The 19,363-nt window shown below is 45.9% G+C and carries 21 protein-coding genes; 7 read left to right on the forward strand and 14 right to left on the reverse strand.

The features are described from left to right. Positions 1–10: 10 nt before the first annotated feature. Positions 11–2,161: a fatty acid oxidation complex subunit alpha FadB gene (gene fadB / locus ACMCM8_RS01230; RefSeq protein ID WP_412724657.1), complete on the reverse strand. Its 2,151-nt coding sequence runs from the start codon at positions 2,159–2,161 to the stop codon at positions 11–13. 517 nt (positions 2,162–2,678) lie between these two features. Here fadB and ACMCM8_RS01235 point away from each other — a divergent pair. The 3 genes from ACMCM8_RS01235 (at position 2,679) to ACMCM8_RS01245 (ending at position 7,091) form a co-directional block, all read left to right on the forward strand. Continuing rightward, complete coding sequence (locus ACMCM8_RS01235; protein ID WP_412724659.1) at positions 2,679–4,754, forward strand: transglycosylase SLT domain-containing protein; 2,076 nt, start codon at positions 2,679–2,681, stop codon at positions 4,752–4,754. A gap of 198 nt (positions 4,755–4,952) precedes the next feature. Then, the gene (gene pepQ, locus ACMCM8_RS01240; RefSeq protein WP_412724661.1) at positions 4,953–6,272 is read left to right on the forward strand and encodes a Xaa-Pro dipeptidase; all 1,320 of its coding nucleotides are present in this window, start codon (positions 4,953–4,955) and stop codon (positions 6,270–6,272) included. A gap of 102 nt (positions 6,273–6,374) precedes the next feature. Further along, positions 6,375–7,091 carry a ZIP family metal transporter gene (locus ACMCM8_RS01245; protein ID WP_412724663.1) on the forward strand — a complete coding sequence of 239 codons (717 nt, stop codon included), beginning with the start codon at positions 6,375–6,377 and terminating at the stop codon, positions 7,089–7,091. Between the two features lie 55 nt (positions 7,092–7,146). Here the strand turns inward: ACMCM8_RS01245 and ispB are convergent, their stop codons facing one another. Further along, positions 7,147–8,121, reverse strand: a complete 975-nt coding sequence (gene ispB, locus ACMCM8_RS01250) for an octaprenyl diphosphate synthase (protein WP_412724665.1) — start codon at positions 8,119–8,121, stop codon at positions 7,147–7,149. A 572-nt stretch (positions 8,122–8,693) separates the two neighbouring features. Between ispB and rplU the strand changes: the two genes are divergently transcribed. The 3 genes from rplU to cgtA all read left to right on the forward strand — a co-directional run bounded on the left by rplU (position 8,694) and on the right by cgtA (position 10,709). Next, positions 8,694–9,005: a 50S ribosomal protein L21 gene (gene rplU, locus ACMCM8_RS01255; protein WP_012517169.1), complete on the forward strand. Its 312-nt coding sequence runs from the start codon at positions 8,694–8,696 to the stop codon at positions 9,003–9,005. A 15-nt stretch (positions 9,006–9,020) separates the two neighbouring features. Continuing rightward, positions 9,021–9,278, forward strand: coding sequence for a 50S ribosomal protein L27 (gene rpmA, locus ACMCM8_RS01260; protein WP_012517170.1), 258 nt, complete (start codon positions 9,021–9,023; stop codon positions 9,276–9,278). 264 nt (positions 9,279–9,542) lie between these two features. After that, on the forward strand, positions 9,543–10,709 hold the full coding sequence (cgtA, locus tag ACMCM8_RS01265; RefSeq protein ID WP_412724667.1) for an Obg family GTPase CgtA: 1,167 nt from the start codon (positions 9,543–9,545) through the stop codon (positions 10,707–10,709). Positions 10,710–10,910: 201 nt separating this feature from the next. Here the strand turns inward: cgtA and ACMCM8_RS01270 are convergent, their stop codons facing one another. Genes ACMCM8_RS01270 through ACMCM8_RS01290 form a run of 5 tightly spaced genes read right to left on the reverse strand, consistent with a single transcriptional unit; the run spans position 10,911 to position 12,839 of the window. Next, positions 10,911–11,204 (reverse strand): S24/S26 family peptidase, encoded by a 294-nt coding sequence (locus ACMCM8_RS01270; protein WP_412724669.1) that lies wholly within the window; start codon positions 11,202–11,204, stop codon positions 10,911–10,913. After that, positions 11,205–11,702, reverse strand: coding sequence for a superoxide dismutase, Ni (sodN, locus tag ACMCM8_RS01275; RefSeq protein ID WP_412724671.1), 498 nt, complete (start codon positions 11,700–11,702; stop codon positions 11,205–11,207). Between the two features lie 13 nt (positions 11,703–11,715). Beyond that, complete coding sequence (locus tag ACMCM8_RS01280) at positions 11,716–11,922, reverse strand: hypothetical protein (RefSeq protein WP_412724673.1); 207 nt, start codon at positions 11,920–11,922, stop codon at positions 11,716–11,718. A gap of 30 nt (positions 11,923–11,952) precedes the next feature. After that, the gene (locus ACMCM8_RS01285) at positions 11,953–12,450 is read right to left on the reverse strand and encodes a hypothetical protein (protein ID WP_412724675.1); all 498 of its coding nucleotides are present in this window, start codon (positions 12,448–12,450) and stop codon (positions 11,953–11,955) included. Between the two features lie 14 nt (positions 12,451–12,464). After that, positions 12,465–12,839: a hypothetical protein gene (locus ACMCM8_RS01290; protein WP_412724677.1), complete on the reverse strand. Its 375-nt coding sequence runs from the start codon at positions 12,837–12,839 to the stop codon at positions 12,465–12,467. A 226-nt stretch (positions 12,840–13,065) separates the two neighbouring features. Between ACMCM8_RS01290 and folA the strand changes: the two genes are divergently transcribed. Beyond that, positions 13,066–13,566, forward strand: coding sequence for a type 3 dihydrofolate reductase (folA, locus tag ACMCM8_RS01295; RefSeq protein ID WP_412724679.1), 501 nt, complete (start codon positions 13,066–13,068; stop codon positions 13,564–13,566). Positions 13,567–13,729: 163 nt separating this feature from the next. Here folA and rpoS read toward each other — a convergent pair whose 3' ends face one another. The 7 genes from rpoS to ispD all read right to left on the reverse strand — a co-directional run bounded on the left by rpoS (position 13,730) and on the right by ispD (position 19,358). Next, positions 13,730–14,722, reverse strand: a complete 993-nt coding sequence (gene rpoS / locus ACMCM8_RS01300) for an RNA polymerase sigma factor RpoS (RefSeq protein ID WP_412724681.1) — start codon at positions 14,720–14,722, stop codon at positions 13,730–13,732. A 72-nt stretch (positions 14,723–14,794) separates the two neighbouring features. Next, complete coding sequence (locus ACMCM8_RS01305; RefSeq protein ID WP_412724683.1) at positions 14,795–15,658, reverse strand: peptidoglycan DD-metalloendopeptidase family protein; 864 nt, start codon at positions 15,656–15,658, stop codon at positions 14,795–14,797. 1 nt (position 15,659) lies between these two features. Beyond that, complete coding sequence (locus tag ACMCM8_RS01310; protein ID WP_412724685.1) at positions 15,660–16,238, reverse strand: YqaA family protein; 579 nt, start codon at positions 16,236–16,238, stop codon at positions 15,660–15,662. Continuing rightward, positions 16,235–16,870, reverse strand: a complete 636-nt coding sequence (locus ACMCM8_RS01315) for a protein-L-isoaspartate(D-aspartate) O-methyltransferase (protein ID WP_412724687.1) — start codon at positions 16,868–16,870, stop codon at positions 16,235–16,237. Before ACMCM8_RS01315 ends, ACMCM8_RS01310 begins: the two co-directional genes overlap by 4 nt. 162 nt (positions 16,871–17,032) lie before the next feature. Then, positions 17,033–18,124, reverse strand: a complete 1,092-nt coding sequence (gene truD, locus ACMCM8_RS01320) for a tRNA pseudouridine(13) synthase TruD (protein ID WP_412724689.1) — start codon at positions 18,122–18,124, stop codon at positions 17,033–17,035. Then, positions 18,121–18,594: a 2-C-methyl-D-erythritol 2,4-cyclodiphosphate synthase gene (gene ispF / locus ACMCM8_RS01325; protein ID WP_412724691.1), complete on the reverse strand. Its 474-nt coding sequence runs from the start codon at positions 18,592–18,594 to the stop codon at positions 18,121–18,123. Before ispF ends, truD begins: the two co-directional genes overlap by 4 nt. Continuing rightward, positions 18,585–19,358: a 2-C-methyl-D-erythritol 4-phosphate cytidylyltransferase gene (gene ispD / locus ACMCM8_RS01330; protein ID WP_412724693.1), complete on the reverse strand. Its 774-nt coding sequence runs from the start codon at positions 19,356–19,358 to the stop codon at positions 18,585–18,587. Before ispD ends, ispF begins: the two co-directional genes overlap by 10 nt. Positions 19,359–19,363 lie beyond the last annotated feature (5 nt).

A 19,363-nucleotide genomic window follows, 5' to 3' on the forward strand; every position in this document is an offset into this window, starting at 1 on the left:
CCTCCGGGTCTTATGCGAAATAGGATTTACCAGAAGCGGCCATTTCACGAACGCCGTCTGAGATCTGATAAATAGGACCAAGTTCAGCGTACTTGTCTGCCATAGCAACAAAGTTCGCCAAGCCAATGGTTTCAATCCAACGGAAAATACCACCGCGGAATGGAGGGAAACCTAAGCCGTAAAGTAGCGCCATATCTGCTTCAGCTGCGCTATCTACAATGCCTTCTTCCAGACAGCGAATTGCTTCGTTTGCCATAGGGATCATAAGGCGTGCAATAATGTCGTCGGCTTCAAAGTCTGTCTTTTCAGCTACGTGTGGCGCCATTAGTGCGTAGGCTTCTTCAGCAGGTGTTTTAGACGGCTTACCGCGCTTATCAACACCGTAGTTGTAGAAACCTTTACCGTTCTTCTGACCTAAACGCTCTTCTTTGTAGAAAAGAGTTACCGGGTCGTTGTCTAGGCGAGCCATACGCTCTGGAATACCTGCAGCCATAACGTCTGCTGCGTGATCGCCTGTGTCGATACCTACAACGTCCATTAGGTAAGCAGGGCCCATAGGCCAGCCATAGATTTTTTCCATTACTTTATCAACCGCTACAAAGTCTGCGCCGTCGATAAGAAGCTTACTGAAGCCCGCAAAGTACGGGAACAATACGCGGTTTACCAAAAATCCTGGGCAGTCGTTAACCACAATGGGGGTTTTGCCCATTTTAAGGGTAGCGGCGACTACTGCATTGATGGTTTCTTCAGAGGTTTTTTCGCCACGAATAATTTCAACTAACGGCATGCGGTGCACTGGGTTAAAGAAGTGCATACCACAGAAGCGCTCTGGCTTGTCTAGGCTTTCTGCTAGCTGGTTGATAGAGATAGTCGAGGTGTTTGAACAGATGATAGCGTCGTCAGCTACGTTCTCTTCAACTTCTTTAAGTACAATACCTTTTACTTTCGGGTTTTCTACAACCGCTTCAATAACAAGGTCTGCATCTTTTAGTGTGCTGTACTCAAGGGTAGGCGTGATAGCGTTAAGTGTTTGCGCCATTTTGGCCGCGTCTACTTTACCGCGCTGCATGCCTTTACCAAGAATTTTCGCCGCTTCTGAAAGGCCAAGGTCAAGTGCACCTTGGTTGATGTCTTTCATGATAACCGGCGTGCCTTTCACGGCGCTTTGGTAGGCAATACCACCGCCCATAATGCCGGCACCTAGTACGGCATTCAGTTTAATTTCTTTGGTGCTGGCTTTCGCTTGCTTCTTACCTTTACCTTTAACAAGTTGGTCGGCAAGGAAAATACCAATCTGTGCTTTCGCTGCGTCGGTTTTCGCAAGGGCAACAAAGCCTTCGTTTTCAAGCTTAAGTGCGCCTTCACGATCTAGGCCTGCTGCTTTTTGAACCGTCTCAACCATTTTGTGTGGAGCTGGGTAGTGTTTGCCTGCTTGTGCAAATACCATAGCTTGGGCAGTAGAGAAGCTCATCATAGCTTCGTTTTTGTTCAGCTGTAGTGGGGCTTTCTTAACCGCACGACGTGCTTGCCAATCAAATTTGCCTTGTGCTGCGTCTTTCACCATTGAAAGCGCACCTTCAACCAATGCTTCTGGTGCTACTACGGCATCAACCGCGCCTTCAGCCAGGGCTTTCGCGCCTTTTCTGTCGCGGCCAGTGGTCATCCACTCAAGGGCGTTGTCTGCACCAATCAGGCGAGGTAAACGAACCGTACCACCAAACCCTGGCATTAGGCCTAGTTTAACTTCTGGTAAACCAATAGAAGCGGTCGTGTCAGCAATACGCATGTCACACGCCAATGCCATTTCACAGCCGCCACCTAGAGCGAAGCCGTTAACTGCAGCGATGGTTGGGAAAGGTAGGTCTTCGAAGCGGTCGAATACTTGAGACGTATTGGCAACCCACTGTAGTACTTCTGCATCGTCCATGGCGAATAGGCCAGTGAACTCGGTGATATCAGCACCTACGATAAATGCAGGTTTTGCACTGCGTACTACTAAGCCTTTAATGTCGCCTTTAGCAAGTAGGGCTTGTGTTGCTTCGTCAAGTTCAGTTACCGTTTGGCGGTCGAACTTGTTTACTGAACCTTGGGCGTCGAATACCAGCTCAGCAAAGCCGTCTTCTAACAGGCTGACGGAAAGACTTTTGCCTGTGTATATCATTATCATCTCCTTCGGCATTGGCCAGGATGTTAGTGAAGTAATCCAACTAGTGTGTAGGGTCGTATGCTTTCACTAACGCGTTAGGGTGGCTAAATTCTTTACAAAGCCACACAAAATTTCAACGAAAAATTCAAACAGCTGTTTCAATTTGTCTAAGGTAGTGGTCGGATGACTTAAATTCAAGTGCAAATATCGAATTCAAGCTTCATTTCGACACTGGTGGTTGTATAATGAGCGTTATTGACGCAAAGCGCCAATCCAGCATAAGAATAATCTACAATCACGTCGTTAATGTGTGTAAAGCATAGATAACGTCAGCTGGCACAACATCTTCATATGGCAAGGAGCCGGGTTGAAAATGTCGCAATGTGTAAAGCCACTTTGGCGAGCAAGGCGGAATATTTTCAATGGTTGATGCTGCTTTTAAGCAACATTTTACAACCCACTCGTTCTGGCTGATTAGCTTACGCCCACTGTATTCAAGCGTATTCGAGTGGAAAAGGGTAGGAGTTTTATTGTGTCTGGTACAAAAGTTTTACCGTGTTCCCGCAAGCGTTTTTCTCGTTTTTCTCATATGGCGTTTACGCTTGCACGTCAATGTTACTCAAGTTGGCTGGTGCTTGTTACGGCGCTGGCGCTGCCAGCTATGGCTACTACTTACCAGCCACTTAATTTACCGGCCGATGTATTCAAAGACGATCGGCAGCAGTACCTCGCGATAGAAAAAAAGCTCCGCACTTATTCAAGACGGCGCGTAAATGATTTAGACGCAGACATTTACGCTCTGGCGCATTATCCCCTTTATCCTTACTTGTTGCGCTTGAAAATAGAGCGCACGATGTCGCTAAAAACGAAGCGAGAAATCAAACAGTTTCTCGATGATTACAGCGAACAACCGGTGAGTTACGGGCTGCGTTATCAATGGCTCAACTATTTGTCACGCCACGGTCATCAGCAAACATTTCTGGAAGATTATCGCCCGGGTATGGGTGCCAAACTCACTTGTATCTCACTCAATTACAGGCTTAACCAAGGTGAGAGTGCGGCTACTGTTCTGCCAGAGGTCGACGCGTTATGGCTTCATGGACAGTCTCAACCTGACGAATGCGATCCATTGTTTGTTAAATGGAAAAAGGCCGGCATGATGACGCCCGATAGGGTGGTTCAGCGTATCGAAATTGCTGCCAAAGAGGGAAATAGAAGTATTATCTCATACCTTAAAAGGCAGCTGCCGGGTGATTTACAGTACATTGCCGATGCATGGCTGGCTGTTACTCGCGATGTCTCTCGGGTTAACCGAACGGCGTTGTTTCCCCTTAAATACCCAGACAAAGAGGCTGAGATCATAGTATGGGCGCTTGAAAAGTTGGCGTGGCGTAAACCTGTGCTGGCCGCAAAAGTGTACCAGCGTTATGTCGATAAAGGCATTTTGTCTCCAGCACAACAACACATGGCCAAGCGGGCGATTGCGTTAAGTTATACTTTGGACAGATTGCCCCAAGCCCACGAATGGTTAGAAAAGGCTGACGCCGACGGTGCCGATGAAGACGTAAAACTGTGGCATATCGCCCACCTTTTGCGTACTCAGAAGTGGCAGGAAGTGGTTGCGGTTATCGACAATGCGCCAGCACATCTGCAACAAGAGGAAAATTATCGCTATTGGAAAGCGCGTGCATTGGAAATGCTTGGTCATACAATGCAGGCTACAGTGCTGTATAAAGAGCTTTCTCAAGAACGCCATTATTATGGTTTTATGGCCAGCGCCCATATAGGAGAAATTCCCTCACTGGCGCACACTCCAGCACCTACAAACATAGAAACATTGGCCAATGTTCGAAAAACGCCCGCGACCCTGCGTGCAGTAGAGCTTTTTCGACTCGACCGCAATACAGATGCGCGACGTGAGTGGTATTACTTGTTGTCGCACATTCCCGAAGACTGGGTAACCGACGCGGGTATTCTGGCCTACGAGTGGGGGTTATATGACCAAGCCATCAATAGCTTCGCGCGCAGTGGCTATTGGGATGATGTAGAGCGGCGTTTTCCGCTGGCGTTCAGTGAAGTCTTTAGTGAAAAATCGCAAGCACACAACATTTCTAAATCGTTTGCCATGGCCATTGCCCGTCGAGAAAGTTCGTTTAGAACCGACGCCATATCACCGGTGGGCGCGACCGGACTGATGCAATTGATGCCTGGCACGGCCAGGTATGTTGCACAAGAAAAGGTGACGCGAAATGCATTATTTCAAGCCGATGAAAACATTGATTACGGGGTGCAATACCTGCGCTACCTCATGGATAAACTCAATAATAATCCAGTGTTAGTGTCGGCATCTTATAATGCTGGGTGGCGCAAAGTATTAGAGTGGTTACCCGTTAATGAAGCATTGCCCGTAGATATCTGGATTGAAAACATTCCTTACAAAGAAACCCGCGCCTATGTGAAAGCGGTTATGGCCTATCAGCATATTTACGACCAGCAGTTGGGGGGGAATGAAAATATTTTCCCTCAGTTAACCCGCGATTTGATCCCCTCTGCCGATGCGGTCAGTACCCATCCGCAAACCGGTATGCTTCAGCTGGCTCCACGCTGAATAAGTGTGGGCCAAATAAGGCCGCTATTGTTAAACGCATACCACACGCATGTATTTTCTGCGTGCTTGTGGTGATTTGCGATAGATGTACTGTACAGCGCGTGCAGTATTGATTAGTACGATGCACGAATTCACCACCTCGTGATACACTGGGTATATCAGGCAAACCATCTAACGATTACAAAGATAAGAGGGGCTATGTCGCAACATACTGCAACTTACCAACAGCATATTGAAGAACTCCAGGCACGCACCCGTGAAGCACTACAACGGGAAGGACTGGACGGTCTGGTTATTCACTCAGGCCAGGCTAAGCGTTTATTTTTAGACGATAATCACTATCCGTTTAAAGTTAATCCACAATTTAAAGCTTGGGTACCCGTTATCGACAACCCAAATTGCTGGCTGGTAGTTAACGGTGTAGATAAGCCAACCCTTATTTTTTATCGCCCGGAAGACTTCTGGCATAAGGTACCACCAGAGCCAAACGCCTTTTGGACTGACTGTTTCGATATTAAAATGCTGCAACAAGCCGATGCAGTTGAAAAGCTTCTGCCCTATGACAAGCACCGCTATGCGTATATTGGCGAGTATATTGAAGTGGCTAAAGCGCTGGGCTTTGAGAATGTGAACCCTGATAGGGTATTGCACTATTTACACTATCAACGTGCGTATAAAACCGACTATGAATTGGAATGTATGCGCGAAGCGAATAAGTTGGCAGTGGCAGGGCACAAAGCTGCTGAGCACGCTTTCCGCGAAGGCAAAAGCGAGTTTGATATCAATTTAGCCTATGCATCAGCATGTCGTCAGGGCGACAATGACGTACCTTATACCAGTATTGTGGCGCTAAACGAGCATGCGGCTATATTGCACTATATGCAGTGCGACACTGTAGCACCCGACGAGTCTCGCTCATTTTTAATCGACGCTGGTGCCAACTATCACGGTTATGCCGCTGATATTACACGTACCTACTGCCAACATTCATCGCTGTTTAACGACCTGATTAAAGCGGTAGATAAAGTCACCCTGACTCTGGTGGATGGCCTTAAGCCAGGAGTGGCTTACACTGATCTTCACCTGCTGGCACACGACGGTATTGCCCAAATCCTTCACGATGCGGGTATCGTCAATCTCACCGCGCCAGAAATTGTAGAAATGGGAATTACACGCACATTTTTCCCTCACGGTATCGGCCACTTCCTTGGCTTGCAGGTACACGATGTGGGGGGCTTAGTGAATGATGACAGAGGCACACCTAAACCCGCACCGGAGGACCATCCTTTCCTGCGCTGTACTAGAATTGTCGAGCCGCGTCAGGTATTTACTATTGAGCCCGGGTTATATTTTATCGACAGCTTGTTGCGTGATTTAAAAGCCACGCCGGCTTCTAAATATATCAATTGGGGCACCGTAGAACAGTACAAGCCTTTTGGCGGGATCCGCATAGAGGACAACATCATTGTGCATCGCGATAAAAACGAGAATATGACGCGAGATTTCGATTTGAACTAATCTGTCATAGGCTAATTGATGTAGTAATATTATGTAAAAAGAGCAGCATCGGCTGCTCTTTTGGGTTATCGCCCCCGTTTATTGAAAAAGGATTGATGTCACATGGAGCAAGGTAACATTTTAAGTTTACTTATCATTGCTACTTTGGCCGGTTTAGCCATGCCACTGGGTGCGCTGCTTGCGACGTATAAGGGCATTCACCCGAAATGGATAGAGCAAGAGTTACGTCATGGTATTTTGGCTGTAGGTGCTGGCGCACTTGTGTCTGCTGTAGGATTGGTACTTGTGCCTGAGGGAATAAAAGGTCTTTCGATAATCAGCGCCTTAATTAGCTTTATCAGTGGTGCGTTGGCTTTTATGGCGCTGGATATTTATCTGGCAAAGAAGAAAACCGCAGGTAGCCAACTAGCGGCAATGGTGACCGATTTCGTGCCTGAATCCATAGCGTTAGGCACTACGGCTGCACTGGGCGGTGGTACTTTGTTGCTGGGTGTTCTGATTGCTGTACAGAATCTACCGGAAGGGTTTAATGCCTACCGCGAAATGTTGCCAACAAACAAACGCCGCAGTAAAAAACTGATTGTCGTGTTTGCATTAATGGCGTTACTTGGCCCCTTATTCAGTTTGATTGGCTTTTACTATCTCGCGCAATACCCAATCATAATAAGTGGGATCATGTTATTTGCCGCTGGCGGGATTTTATATTCGGTTTTCCAGGATATCGCACCACAAATACGCATGGAAAACCATTGGTTACCACCGCTTGGGGGAATTATCGGCTTTTTAGTTGGGTTAGTCGGCTTTATGCTACATGGTTAAGCAAAAGGTAGAAATTGCCCTGCTAAGCCACAGGGCAATGGCTTTTACATCAGTATTAGCTTGTGCGCTCAACAGCAATGTGTGCAAGGGCAATAAGCGCGTTTTTATACTCAGAGTCAGGAATAACTGACAGGCTTTCTATTGCCATTTGTACTTCTTTGTGGGCACATTCTCGGGTGTAATCAAGGGCGCCGGTGGCTTCCATAATCCCTTGAATTCGCGCCAAATGAGGCAAGCCGTTACTTTGTTCGATGGCTTCTTGAATGAGCGCTTTATCTTCTTCTTGTGTGGCATGCCACATGGCGTAAAGCAGGGGGAGAGTAGGTTTGCCTTCGGCTAAATCATCGCCCGCGTTTTTGCCCATTTCTTCACTGTCAGCCATATAATCGAGAATATCATCGGCCAGTTGGAAAGCAGTACCTAAGTGCTTTCCATACTCCTGCATGGCGCGTTCAATATGGTCATCTTGATCGGTTAGGAGTGCGGCTAACTGGGTAGCTGCTTCAAATAAGCGTGCTGTTTTGCCATAAATAACGTCAAAGTAACGGGCTTCTGTCGTACTGGCGTCGTTGCAGTTCATAAGTTGCAAAACTTCGCCTTCCGCAATTTGGTTTGTGGCTTCCGACAGTATTTCCATTACGCGCATTCGTTTAAGACTCACCATCATCTGGAAAGAACGGGTATAAAGAAAATCGCCAACCAACACTGAAGCTTGATTGCCAAAAATGGCGTTGGCTGTTTCTCTGCCCCGTCGCATGGTGGACTCATCCACTACGTCGTCGTGAAGTAAAGTCGCGGTATGAATAAATTCCACAATGGCTGCAAGCGTATGGTGGTCGTTATTTTCGATACCCATAGCACGTGCGCTTAAAACGGTAAGTAAAGGGCGCAAACGCTTGCCACCACTGTTAACTATGTAAAACCCAAGCTGATTAATAAGTGCAACTTCCGAGTCGACTTGTTGTTGGATCAGTTGATTAACCGCCTGCATGTCATCGTTCGACAGGGTGCGGATTTGGTCTATATCCATAGGCATGGCAATAAATACTTACTCTTTACGTCATGGGTAATTGTTGCTGGCGATTGTACCTTAATCATTTGTACTATCCACCAAATTGTCTTAAAAAATGACAGTTTAACGCATTTGTCATCAATTAACTTAACCTAACAACGCTTAAAATTAGGTGAAATACGTACTGTTCGCATCTCATTGTTTTTTACCATTATAGGTATTCATCGCTAATTTATCCTATGAAGGGGTATTTATGACAATTAGCGTATGCCGATCCCAAACGAGGGATCATTTTGAAAGCATTTACGATCCTGCGCGATCATTGTTGCATCGGATCCGGTTGTTAAGGCTTAACCCGATCGTTCTTTTCTCATTCGACGTTGCAGTCATCTTAATATTTTTACTAAATATTTGCCTAATTTAGACCATTTCAAGCTGCATCAAACACGCATTTCAGGCATAATTCTCCCCATGTTGGAAAAATAATCTATTTTTCTGCGAATCGGGGTTGTGATTTACGGATGTTTCACGTACAATTCGCGCCCTGTTTTTTGAATTGAAGCGTCAGTGGACGCAGAGCGGAGTTAACTATGTACGCGGTTTTCCAAAGTGGCGGTAAACAACACCGTGTGGCCGAAGGCCAAACCGTTCGTCTTGAAAAAATCGAAGTAGCCCCAGGCGAAACGGTTGAATTTGACAAAGTTTTAATGGTAAGCAACGGTGACGACGTAAAAATCGGCACACCAATCGTTGCTGGTGGTAAGGTGACTGCTGAGGTTGTTACACACGGTCGTGGCGATAAAGTAAAAATCGTTAAGTTCCGTCGTCGTAAGCACTCTCGTAAGCAAGCGGGTCACCGTCAGTGGTTCACAGAAGTGAAAATCACTGGTATCAACGCATAATAGGAGCACGAACACATGGCACACAAAAAAGCTGGTGGTAGTACCAAAAACGGTCGTGATTCAGAAAGTAAACGCCTAGGTGTTAAGCGCTTTGGTGGTGAATCTGTTCTTGCTGGTAACATCATTGTTCGTCAACGTGGTACTCGTTTCCACGCTGGTGACAACATGGGTATCGGTAAAGACCACACGTTGTTTGCACTAAAAGACGGTAAAGTTCAGTTCGACGTTAAAGGACCGAAGAACCGTAAATTTGTAAGCATCGTAGCTGAGTAAGCGCGTAAGCTTCTCGCCGAACAGGCTTAGAAAAACCCCGCGCTAGCGGGGTTTTTTGTTTTGTGAAACCTTTAACGCATTTTCTGTTCTTAACTAAGTAGGGAAGAACTGGATTAGTCAGCGTTAAGTTTTACTTCTCATAGTGACCAACAAAAGGCTTATGCGAAGGCGCTTGAGCCTAAATTGGTGTAAACTTGTAGTACGTTTACGATGTACCAGTTTGACTAAGTTAATAACCCACGGCATTACAGCCCGGAGTGATAAATGAAATTTGTAGATGAAGCTGAAATTCGCGTTGAAGCCGGTGACGGCGGCAACGGTACCATTGGCTTTAGACGGGAAAAATACGTACCTAAAGGTGGCCCAGATGGTGGCGACGGTGGTGACGGCGGCAGTGTATTTTTACAAGCCGATGAAAACCTAAATACATTGATCGATTATCGCTTTGAGCGTTTTCACCGTGCCGAGCGCGGCCAAAATGGCCAGGGCGGCAATTGTATTGGTAAGAAAGGTAAAGACCTAACGGTCATGGTACCGGTAGGTACGCGTGCCACTGACTGCGATACTGGTGAAGTATTGGGTGACTTAACCCGTCATGGACAGAAGCTTAAAGTTGCCCAGGGTGGTTTTCACGGCTTAGGTAATGCGCGCTTTAAAAGCAGTACAAACCGTGCGCCACGTCAAAAAACCAATGGCACGCCCGGTGAAATTCGCAACCTTAAGCTAGAACTGATGCTGTTGGCTGATGTGGGCTTACTCGGTATGCCGAATGCGGGTAAATCAACCTTTATCCGTTCGGTTTCTGCGGCTAAACCAAAAGTGGCTGACTACCCGTTTACTACCCTTGTGCCTAACTTAGGTGTAGTACGCCAAGACTCACAACGCAGCTTTGTGGTGGCTGATATTCCTGGTCTTATTGAAGGTGCAGCCGATGGCGCGGGCTTGGGTATTCGCTTCTTAAAGCACTTAGAACGTTGCCGTATATTGCTTCATATTGTTGATATTTTCCCGGTAGATGAATCAGACCCAGCTGAAAATGCCAAGGCGATCATCGAAGAGTTAGAAAAATACAGTCCAAAGCTGGCTGAAAAGCCTCGCTGGCTAGTATTTAATAAGGTGGATCTTCTATTAGAAGACGAAGCTGAAGAGCGTTGTCAGCACGTTATTGATGCGCTTGGTTGGGAAGGCCCTGTTTATCAAATCTCAGCTTTCCAAAAGCTTAATTTAGACCCGCTTTGTAACGATGTCATGAACTTTATCGAAACCCTTCCTACAGAAATTGTAGAGGAAGAAGAGAAGAAAGACGTTGAGTTTAAGTGGGATACCTACCATAAGAACACATTGGAAGCCCATGATGAGTTCGAAGATGATTTGGACGATGACGACTGGGATGAAGACGATTACGACGTGGAAGTGGAATACCGTAAATAATAGACGACGTAAATAGGCGTCTGCCACAGCTTGCGAATGGCACAACCGCTTACATCATCGTTGCTGGTATCATTGTAGTTGCAGATAGACATGTAAAAGCTCGCTCACTACCTGTTGGTAGCGCGAGCTTTTTGCCTATTATGCGCAGATAATACATTGCGCTGGTTTATTGCGTTAAGTATTGAAAATATTCAACCGTAGTTAGCGTGACGCCTTCGCGTGGTAAATGACTTTTCCTAGCAATTGTGAGGCAGAGAAGTCTCCCATGGCTGCCTGACTCACTGAATAGACGCTATTGTCTCCAACCAAAGTGAATGACCCATCTTCAGATACGCTGCTAATTCGTTTTACGACAACACCGTATTTTTCGCTGTCTGCAACTACGACATGGCCTAACTTTAACCAATGGCGAGGCCATTTGAGCGCACACACAAAGTCACCGTCTTCTAATGTCGGTGACATGCTGTGTCCCGTTACGCGAAAAAGACGGATCATTTATAAGGCTGGGTATACCACTTCTTCAGCCGGAGGATAAGGACATGTGGCCTTTTTAGTCGCCACATCTTTAGTGGCCCAAAAACGTTCGGCAAACTCGTTAACCAATGTCAGTAACTCCATTGCCTTCTCACGACTAACGTGCTGTTTACAGCCAGAGCCCGCCAGCATTATTTTATGAACCAGCTCGTGAGTATCTGGAAATTTTTCAAACTGAGGCGCTTTAAAATAATCACCCCAAATTACGCGGACTTCTTGTTTCACTTTTTCGGCATGGGTCTCTTTTTCGCCAATCAAACGACTTATTTGTGCTTGATCAGCAAAAGTGTGCGTGTCTTTAGCTGCAATTTCGTCGAGTAAATCAACAAAGCGGATCACGCTTAGTGCAGCAAGTTGTGCTGAGAAAGGGTCATATATTTTACATGGAATATCACAATGCGCACTGGCTGTGTTAAAAGGGCGACGGGCATCAATTTTTGAAAGTAAACGGTGGATCATGGGACGGAGTTCCTTACTTAACTGTTCTTTTTTTTGCACTGAAGTACTTATAGGCTGCATAACCACATGCAGCAGCACCAGCCACTAATGAGGCATAAAACAAGATGTGCATAAAATTGCTTGTCCAATGACTGTGATCGTGACCCGCATGTGCAAACGATGCTGAACTGAACAGTGTTGCTGATAATGCGAGTGCTGGTCGTTTAAGAGTAGCTTTCATGAATTCTCCTGATAGTGTTGTGGTTAAGTACTAGTGGATAGCACGTTGCTTTTCGTGGTTTTGTTGCAAATGGGGGCCATATATTTCAGAATAATTTGGATGTCTTTTGACAAACAGAAGTCGCTGTTGCCGTGCTATGGAGGCGAGACGCATCACATCAATGTTGTTTACATAACGACGTTCTATTTCTTCAATGGCTTGCTCGGCTTGCCTAATAGAGTCATAGGCTAGGCTCAACGCCAACTGTGTTTCATTACTTTGGTGATAGTAAAGGTACACATCTGAACGATTGTGAAAACTCGTAATAAGTGCAGTGAGTGATTTGCGATTGCATGGCGCAATGTTAATCAACTCCTTTGCTACGGCAATCGCTTGGGAATAAGCGCCTAACGCGGTTAATACCTGACCTTTTTCATAGCACAGATTCCCGCCGATTATAATTTTCTCCCATAGCTCAAACTTTTGGTCGAAGTGAGTTTCTGTAATGTGATCTTGTTTCAATAAACTTGTTGAGTGAGAAAAGTTCATGATCACACCTCAAATTAGACCGCGAAACGCAATGAAGCTGTGTTATTTACAACCGTATTAGATGCGTTTATGACAGCACTAGCACGGTCTACAATAGCGTGGCGGTAATGGGGTAATTTCAAATGAAAGTAGGTTTCTTCAAGCAGGCTGGTGAGCGCCATTATTTTGTTTGCCATCGCGCTGTTTTCACCGCCATCAACTTCAAGCAATATCACCGCAATATCAAAAGCACAGCCTAGATAAGGGATAGCTTCACTATACTGACCGTTGTGCATCAGCATGGTGCCTTGCATTTCATCTCGGGCCATCACGTGTAATGACTGCTGGGGGTTGTTATAAACCCAGTCGGTGTGCTTAGGGCATAAATAACTTATTTGCGTAGTCTGCATAATATCTACCTCCTTGTTTCACACTAGATTAATAACATAAATAATGCAAATGATAATTGTTTTTATTTGTGTGGTGAGGCAAGAATTGTTACTAAGACAGTTTTAAAGAGCCTTGCAAAGGATAGTTGTTCAAAGGCGATGTTAAGTTTTGCTCATTGCAAGCGCATCTAGCATAATACTTGTCTGCACTAGCACACATCCACAAAAGCAGTAAGGTAAAACCACAATGAAAATAGCGATGATTGCTGCCATGGCGAATAACAGAATTATTGGCGCTGACAATGATATGCCCTGGCATCTTCCTGCTGATTTAAAACACTTTAAGGCCGTGACCATGGGGAAAGCGGTAATAATGGGTCGTAAAACATATGAGTCCATTGGAAAAGCCTTACCTGGAAGACCTAATATCGTTATTACTCAAAATGCTGAATACAGTTTGTCTGATGCGACGGTAGTTGATTGCCCTGAATCAGCATTAGAAGTGGCTAAAGCACTTAATGCCGAGCAAGATGAGGTAATGATCATTGGTGGTGGTACTATTTATCAGGCGTTTCTTGACCGCGCTGATACGTTATACCTTACCTTTATTGATTTAACGGTGAATGGTGACACGCAGTTTCCAGATTATCACGCAGCTGCAAAATGGGAAGAGGTTGAGCGAGAAGTCCATCAAAGTGACGATAAAAATCCCTATCAGTACACTTTTGTTACGCTAAAGCGAGCGTAACAACACTCGCGTTATGCCTTGTTATGAGATGATATGGCTTCGCCTGATGGGCAGCTATTTTACAGCGCGGCATGTGTAGCTCTGTAATGCCTTTATTTGAACAGCGTAAAACAAAAAAACGCCAGCAAGCTGGCGTTTTTACGATACCACTGTTTAAAGCGGATTATTTCATTTGGTCGAACAAGTTTTCCAGTGAAAGACCTTGATGACCGAGCATATCGCGAAGTCGACGTAGGGCTTCAACTTGAATTTGGCGAACCCGTTCACGGGTCAAACCAATTTCTGCACCGACATCTTCAAGGGTTGAAGGCTCATAACCCATTAACCCAAAACGTCTTGCTAATACTTCGCGCTGCTTGGGATTAAGTTCTTCAAGCCACGTGATAATATTACTTTTAATATCCGAGTCTTGTAAGCTTTCTTCAGGGCTGAACTCTTTATCGTCAGCAATGATATCTAGCAGAGCTTTATCGTTTTCGCCGCCAATGGGTGTATCAACTGATGTGATACGTTCATTAAGGCGCAGCATTTTGGTGACATCTTCAACCGGCTTATCGAGTGCCGCAGCAATCTCCTCGGCAGTAGGCTCGTGATCTAACTTCTGCGACAATTCACGGGAAGCGCGCAGGTATACGTTCAACTCTTTTACCACATGAATAGGCAGACGGATGGTTCTTGTCTGATTCATAATGGCCCGTTCGATGGTTTGTCTAATCCACCACGTTGCATAAGTTGAAAAGCGGAACCCTCGCTCGGGATCGAACTTTTCTACTGCGCGAATAAGGCCTAGATTTCCCTCTTCAATTAAGTCGAGTAGGGCTAAACCTCGGTTGTTGTATCGGCGTGCAATTTTCACTACTAAGCGAAGGTTGCTGACTATCATGCGTTTGCGAGAGGCTTCGCATCCTTTCAGAGAACGGCGAGCAAAATAGACTTCTTCCTCTGCGGTAAGCAGTGGTGAAAATCCAATTTCGCCTAGATACAGCTGTGTGGCGTCTAGGTTTTTGGGCTGGTCGTCTTGACTGAATATGGCATCATCGTTGTCCAATTCTTCGTCGTTAACTAAGGTGTCGTCAGCTTTCATATCAGCTGGCATATCGATGACATCTAAATCATCCTGCGATTTTGATCCTAAGGCTTTCGTTGATTTACCCATGGTGAATCTCCTGCTACAAGGTTTACCTTATGACGTTTCTCCTTTGTCCTTTCTTATTTTTATTTATTGTTATTATTTTAATGGTGGCAGGTACTTTAAGGGGTCTAAGGATTTCCCTCGATACCTAACTTCAAAATGAAGTTTTACCGAATCTGTGCCGCTGTTACCCATGGTTGCAATTTTTTGCCCCGCCGACACCCATTCCCGTTCTTTGACTAAAATGGTGTCGTTATACGCGTAGGCACTTAAGAATGTGTCGGTATGTTTAATAATGACTAAATTACCGTAGCCTCTTAGTGCATTCCCTGAATAAACAACTTTGCCATTCGCTGCTGCTACGACACTACTGCCTCTAGTACCAGCGATATCTATTCCTTTATTGCCTGACTCTGCTCTGCTAAACGTGTCTGTCAGTTTACCATCGGCAGGCCATACCCATTTCTGAACTTTTTCTGGAAAGCTTGTTGGCGCTTGGCGTTGAGCGCTTTCAACTGGCTTTTTTACCCGAGTCCCAATCTTGGGTTTAACAATTTTTTCACTTTCACGATACGCCTGAGTTTTTTTACGGTCAACCAAACTTTTGTCTACATTTGAAGAGGTCAGACCTGTTGGTGGGGGGGGAGTAGTCTTACGAATAGTAGGGGATGAAACGCTATTGTTGGGCTTTGTAACGCGCAATACTTGGCCGGGGAAAATGGTGTAAGGCGCTGATAACTGGTTGTATTTCGCTATGTCACGATAGTCGTTGCCGGTGTACCAAGCGACAGCATAAAGGGTATCTCCGGGTTGCACTTTGTAGGTGTCGTCGTGATATTCCTCACTGCCATCGCTGACTTGACTATTGAGCAATATAACCGGGGCAGGCACACTTCTGCCTGCACATCCGTGTAGCAAGAAACAACTTAAAACCGCGGCGTAGCTCCATTGCCGTCTCATGTCACCTCAATAGGAGGTAGGCGACAATGGCAAGCACAACCACTGCCCAGCCGAGCACTTCCACATATTGCCGGAGCTTTTGTTCCATGGCAGCTCCACCCCATTTCATTAGTCCGGCCACCAGAAAGAATCGAGCCCCTCGTCCAATAGCAGAGGCGACAATGAATGGTAAAAACGCCATTTGCAGAAAACCTGCGCTCACAGTAAAAATTTTATACGGAATGGGGGAGAAGCCAGCTAAAAACACCACCCACACACCATAGTCTTTAAACCATTGCATAGCCATTTCAATTTTGGCTGAATATCCCCAGCTGTCGATCAGTGGTGCAAGCCAGGCATCGAAGGCAAAATAGCCTAACCAATATCCCGCGATCCCGCCAAAAATAGACGCAAAAGTGGTAATAAGCGCATATCGCCATGCTTTATCCGGCTGAGAAAGCGCCATGGGCGCAAGCATGACATCGGGTGGTATGGGAAAAAAAACGGACTCTGAAAAACTTAAACCACCTAAGTATCGGGTAGCGTGAGGGTGTCTGGCCCAACGCAAAGCCATGTCATAGCAAGGCTCAAATAGCTTCACATCAGTTCTCCTGCAACCAGTGGGACAAACCTTACTGATTCAATGGTAGAGGTTTTTAACTCGCCTTCTACGCGGTCTATGCACAGTAACGATTGCTGCTCGTTACCTACGGGTATAATTAAACGTCCCCCTTCCTTTAGTTGATCACAAAGATCCTGAGGAAGAGTTGCAGCGGCAGCCGTGACAATGATGGCATCGTAGGGGCCTTTCGATTCCCAACCCTTCCAGCCATCGCCATGCTTCATGGCGATATTGTGGAGGTCGAGTTGATTCATGCGGCGTTTGGCTTGAAACTGCAGCGATTTGATGCGTTCTACGCTAAAAACTTTAGAAAATAACTGAGCAAGGATCGCCGTTTGATAACCTGAGCCAGTGCCAATCTCTAGCACTTTTTCGGGCTTGTTTGGGCTATCTAGCAGCAATTCAGTCATTTTAGCAACAATATAAGGCTGAGAAATAGTTTGTCCCTGACCAATAGGTAAAGCTGTATTCTGGTAGGCTTTATGCTTTAACGCATCCGGTAAAAAGGCTTCCCGGGGCGTACCAGCAATGGCATTTAATACAGCTTGCGAACGGATACCGTCGTTGTAAAGCAGCTGTGCTAATGCGTCTCCTTTTCTAGAAGCTCTCATAATGTTGCGTACTTTCCTTTATTCTTATTTACCGCTAAGCGGAATGATATTGTTGTAACTCGCACGGTTATATTATCTGTATTTTATTACGCCGTCATGTTTAGCGAGCACGGCAAGCCCTCTCTTATCTCTGAGAAGAGGACTTTGCTAGCACCACCTAACCTATACTCTATTAATAGGAGATAGTGTTTCCACGCATTCCCTTAGTACTGACGTCGCAAAACAGCCACTGGGCAGTGAAAAAGAAACAGTAAAGGTATCGCCCTTACTCTGCCACTGTAATTGGGACGGCCATATTTTTATCGCCCTGCGCTCTTGCTCGAAACCACATTGGCTCAGAAAATCAATCACTTCACTATTCGTGTTGGCGACATTTTGTTCTAGACTAAAGGCTGTCGCACGAGTTGGCAATTCCCCTTTACCCCACAGTGGTGCTGAAGGGCAGATATCCTTTGTATCGTACCTGTGTTGCGCGTCTTGCTGTTCTTTACTTTCCTTTTCACCACCTGAAGAGTGAATGAAAAAGCTATTTGAACCGGTTAACATGAGCGCATCGCCATCTAGCACGGTATCGAATTGCCCCTGAGCTAAACGCGCAGACAGCATCTCGTTAAACAACCAGCTTCTCAGCGCAGAAAGGGCCATCGAACGCTTGTTCCTATGCCGTATGGTCTCGCCATTTACCATACGCTCCGCCATAACTAAGTTACCACCTCGCTGTACTTCACCCATCTCATTTAAGCGCATGACACCGAACCGTTGCTCGCCGTAATAGTTGGGAACACCCTGCTGAGCAATGTCTTGCAGGCGTTCTTCAATGGCTTCTGGATGAAGAACCTGGCGTAGGGTAATAGTAAAGTGATTGCCTTTTAACTGACCGGTACGCAATTTTCTATTGTGGCGAACTTGCTTTAATACCCTCACGCCTTCAAGGTCGAAAGAACTGAAATCAAAATCTGGCTTACCCGGAGCATGGATCCCAAACCATTGTTGCGTCACAGCATATTTGTCTTTTCTGCCTGCATAGGTAATTTGACGAAGAGGGAGTTTAACGAATCGCGCCAGTTGTTCAGCTACAAATGCGGTATTGGTATTGATTTTTTCAATAAAGACAAATTGGTGTTCACCTTCACCACAGGGTTCATAACCTAAATCTTCCACCACTTGAAAATCTTCAGCCTGGAATTTAAAAATGCCTGTGGAAACGGGTTTTGCGTAATAGTATTGCCAATGATCTGTATGTAACGGCTTCATATTTTTTCCAGTAAGACAACGGCATGAGAGGCAATACCTTCTTTGCGTCCCGTGTAACCCAGTTTTTCAGTGGTCGTCGCTTTAACATTAATGTCGTCTAGGTTAACTGTGCAATCTTGCGCAATAATTTGGCGCATGGCTGCAATGTGCGGAGCCATTTTGGGGGCCTGTGCCACAATGGTCATGTCGGCATTACTGAGTTTGTAACCTTTCTCTTTAATGACTTGTATGACATGTCGCAATAATACACGGCTATCTGCACCGGCGTATGCATCGTCAGTATCTGGGAAGTGTTTGCCAATATCACCTAATGCAGCTGCGCCGAGCAGGGCGTCGCATAGCGCGTGAAGCAGCACGTCGCCATCTGAATGAGCCACTAAACCTTGTTCGTATTCTATGGCAACACCACCGATAATAATGGGACCTTCCCCACCAAATTTATGAACGTCAAATCCATGTCCTATTCGCATTGTGATTGTGCCTTCTTAGTTAATGCTTTATTAGAAAGCGATTGAAATTTTTGCTGAAGATAAAATTCTGCTAGGGGTAAGTCTGCCGGATGGGTCACTTTAATATTAGCGGGACTGCCCGGAACCATTGCCACTTTATAGCCGGCTAATTCCATCGCTGATGCTTCATCTGTAATGGTTTCCCCCCGACTTAGCCCTTCTTTAAGCGCTTGCTTGAGTAACCGCGCAGGAAATAACTGAGGCGTTAGCGCATGCCACAAGCCGTTTCTGTCTTCGGTATGGGAAATTACGTGTAGATTACCAGTTTGGGTTGGCTGGGACGGAGAGTCGCTAGCGAGTACGCGTTTCATTGTATCGCGTACAGGTGTTGCCAGGATACCACCCACAACATGCGCATTACACATTATGTGAAGCAAAGCCGTGATATCCTCATCGCTTATACAGGGTCTTGCCGCATCGTGAACTAACGCCCAGTCATTGTCATTAAGTGTGTTAAGCCCACTCAACACACTATCGGCCCGTTCGGCTCCTCCTGTAACTACCGTTATTGGCAGCTTGTGTAAACCAAGGCGCTCGAAGTACGTGTCTTGGGGACTAATAGCCACGATTACGTCATCAATTTTTTCATGGTTGAGCAACGCATCGATAGTATGCTCAAGAATGGTTTTGTTGGCGAGGTTGAGGTACTGTTTGGGACGGTCGGCTTGCATACGGCTACCAACTCCGGCTGCGGGGATAACCGCAACTACGCGGGGCGTTGTCATATTTT

This window comes from Alteromonas sp. D210916BOD_24, from assembly GCF_047159385.1.
Lineage (GTDB): Bacteria > Pseudomonadota > Gammaproteobacteria > Enterobacterales > Alteromonadaceae > Alteromonas.

What these genes read in the sequence shown, in the direction of transcription:
- ACMCM8_RS01285 (WP_412724675.1), bottom strand. Translation starts at nt 12,450, where the DNA reads ATGAACTTTTCTCACTCAACAAGTTTATTGAAACAAGATCACATTACA.
- ACMCM8_RS01245 (WP_412724663.1), top strand. Translation starts at nt 6,375, where the DNA reads ATGGAGCAAGGTAACATTTTAAGTTTACTTATCATTGCTACTTTGGCC.
- ACMCM8_RS01270 (WP_412724669.1), bottom strand. Translation starts at nt 11,204, where the DNA reads ATGATCCGTCTTTTTCGCGTAACGGGACACAGCATGTCACCGACATTA.
- folA (WP_412724679.1), top strand. Translation starts at nt 13,066, where the DNA reads ATGAAAATAGCGATGATTGCTGCCATGGCGAATAACAGAATTATTGGC.
- ispF (WP_412724691.1), bottom strand. Translation starts at nt 18,594, where the DNA reads ATGCGAATAGGACATGGATTTGACGTTCATAAATTTGGTGGGGAAGGT.
- cgtA (WP_412724667.1), top strand. Translation starts at nt 9,543, where the DNA reads ATGAAATTTGTAGATGAAGCTGAAATTCGCGTTGAAGCCGGTGACGGC.
- rpoS (WP_412724681.1), bottom strand. Translation starts at nt 14,722, where the DNA reads ATGGGTAAATCAACGAAAGCCTTAGGATCAAAATCGCAGGATGATTTA.
- ACMCM8_RS01280 (WP_412724673.1), bottom strand. Translation starts at nt 11,922, where the DNA reads ATGAAAGCTACTCTTAAACGACCAGCACTCGCATTATCAGCAACACTG.
- ispD (WP_412724693.1), bottom strand. Translation starts at nt 19,358, where the DNA reads ATGACAACGCCCCGCGTAGTTGCGGTTATCCCCGCAGCCGGAGTTGGT.
- pepQ (WP_412724661.1), top strand. Translation starts at nt 4,953, where the DNA reads ATGTCGCAACATACTGCAACTTACCAACAGCATATTGAAGAACTCCAG.
- sodN (WP_412724671.1), bottom strand. Translation starts at nt 11,702, where the DNA reads ATGATCCACCGTTTACTTTCAAAAATTGATGCCCGTCGCCCTTTTAAC.
- fadB (WP_412724657.1), bottom strand. Translation starts at nt 2,161, where the DNA reads ATGATATACACAGGCAAAAGTCTTTCCGTCAGCCTGTTAGAAGACGGC.
- truD (WP_412724689.1), bottom strand. Translation starts at nt 18,124, where the DNA reads ATGAAGCCGTTACATACAGATCATTGGCAATACTATTACGCAAAACCC.
- ispB (WP_412724665.1), bottom strand. Translation starts at nt 8,121, where the DNA reads ATGGATATAGACCAAATCCGCACCCTGTCGAACGATGACATGCAGGCG.
- rpmA (WP_012517170.1), top strand. Translation starts at nt 9,021, where the DNA reads ATGGCACACAAAAAAGCTGGTGGTAGTACCAAAAACGGTCGTGATTCA.
- rplU (WP_012517169.1), top strand. Translation starts at nt 8,694, where the DNA reads ATGTACGCGGTTTTCCAAAGTGGCGGTAAACAACACCGTGTGGCCGAA.
- ACMCM8_RS01315 (WP_412724687.1), bottom strand. Translation starts at nt 16,870, where the DNA reads ATGAGAGCTTCTAGAAAAGGAGACGCATTAGCACAGCTGCTTTACAAC.
- ACMCM8_RS01305 (WP_412724683.1), bottom strand. Translation starts at nt 15,658, where the DNA reads ATGAGACGGCAATGGAGCTACGCCGCGGTTTTAAGTTGTTTCTTGCTA.
- ACMCM8_RS01290 (WP_412724677.1), bottom strand. Translation starts at nt 12,839, where the DNA reads ATGCAGACTACGCAAATAAGTTATTTATGCCCTAAGCACACCGACTGG.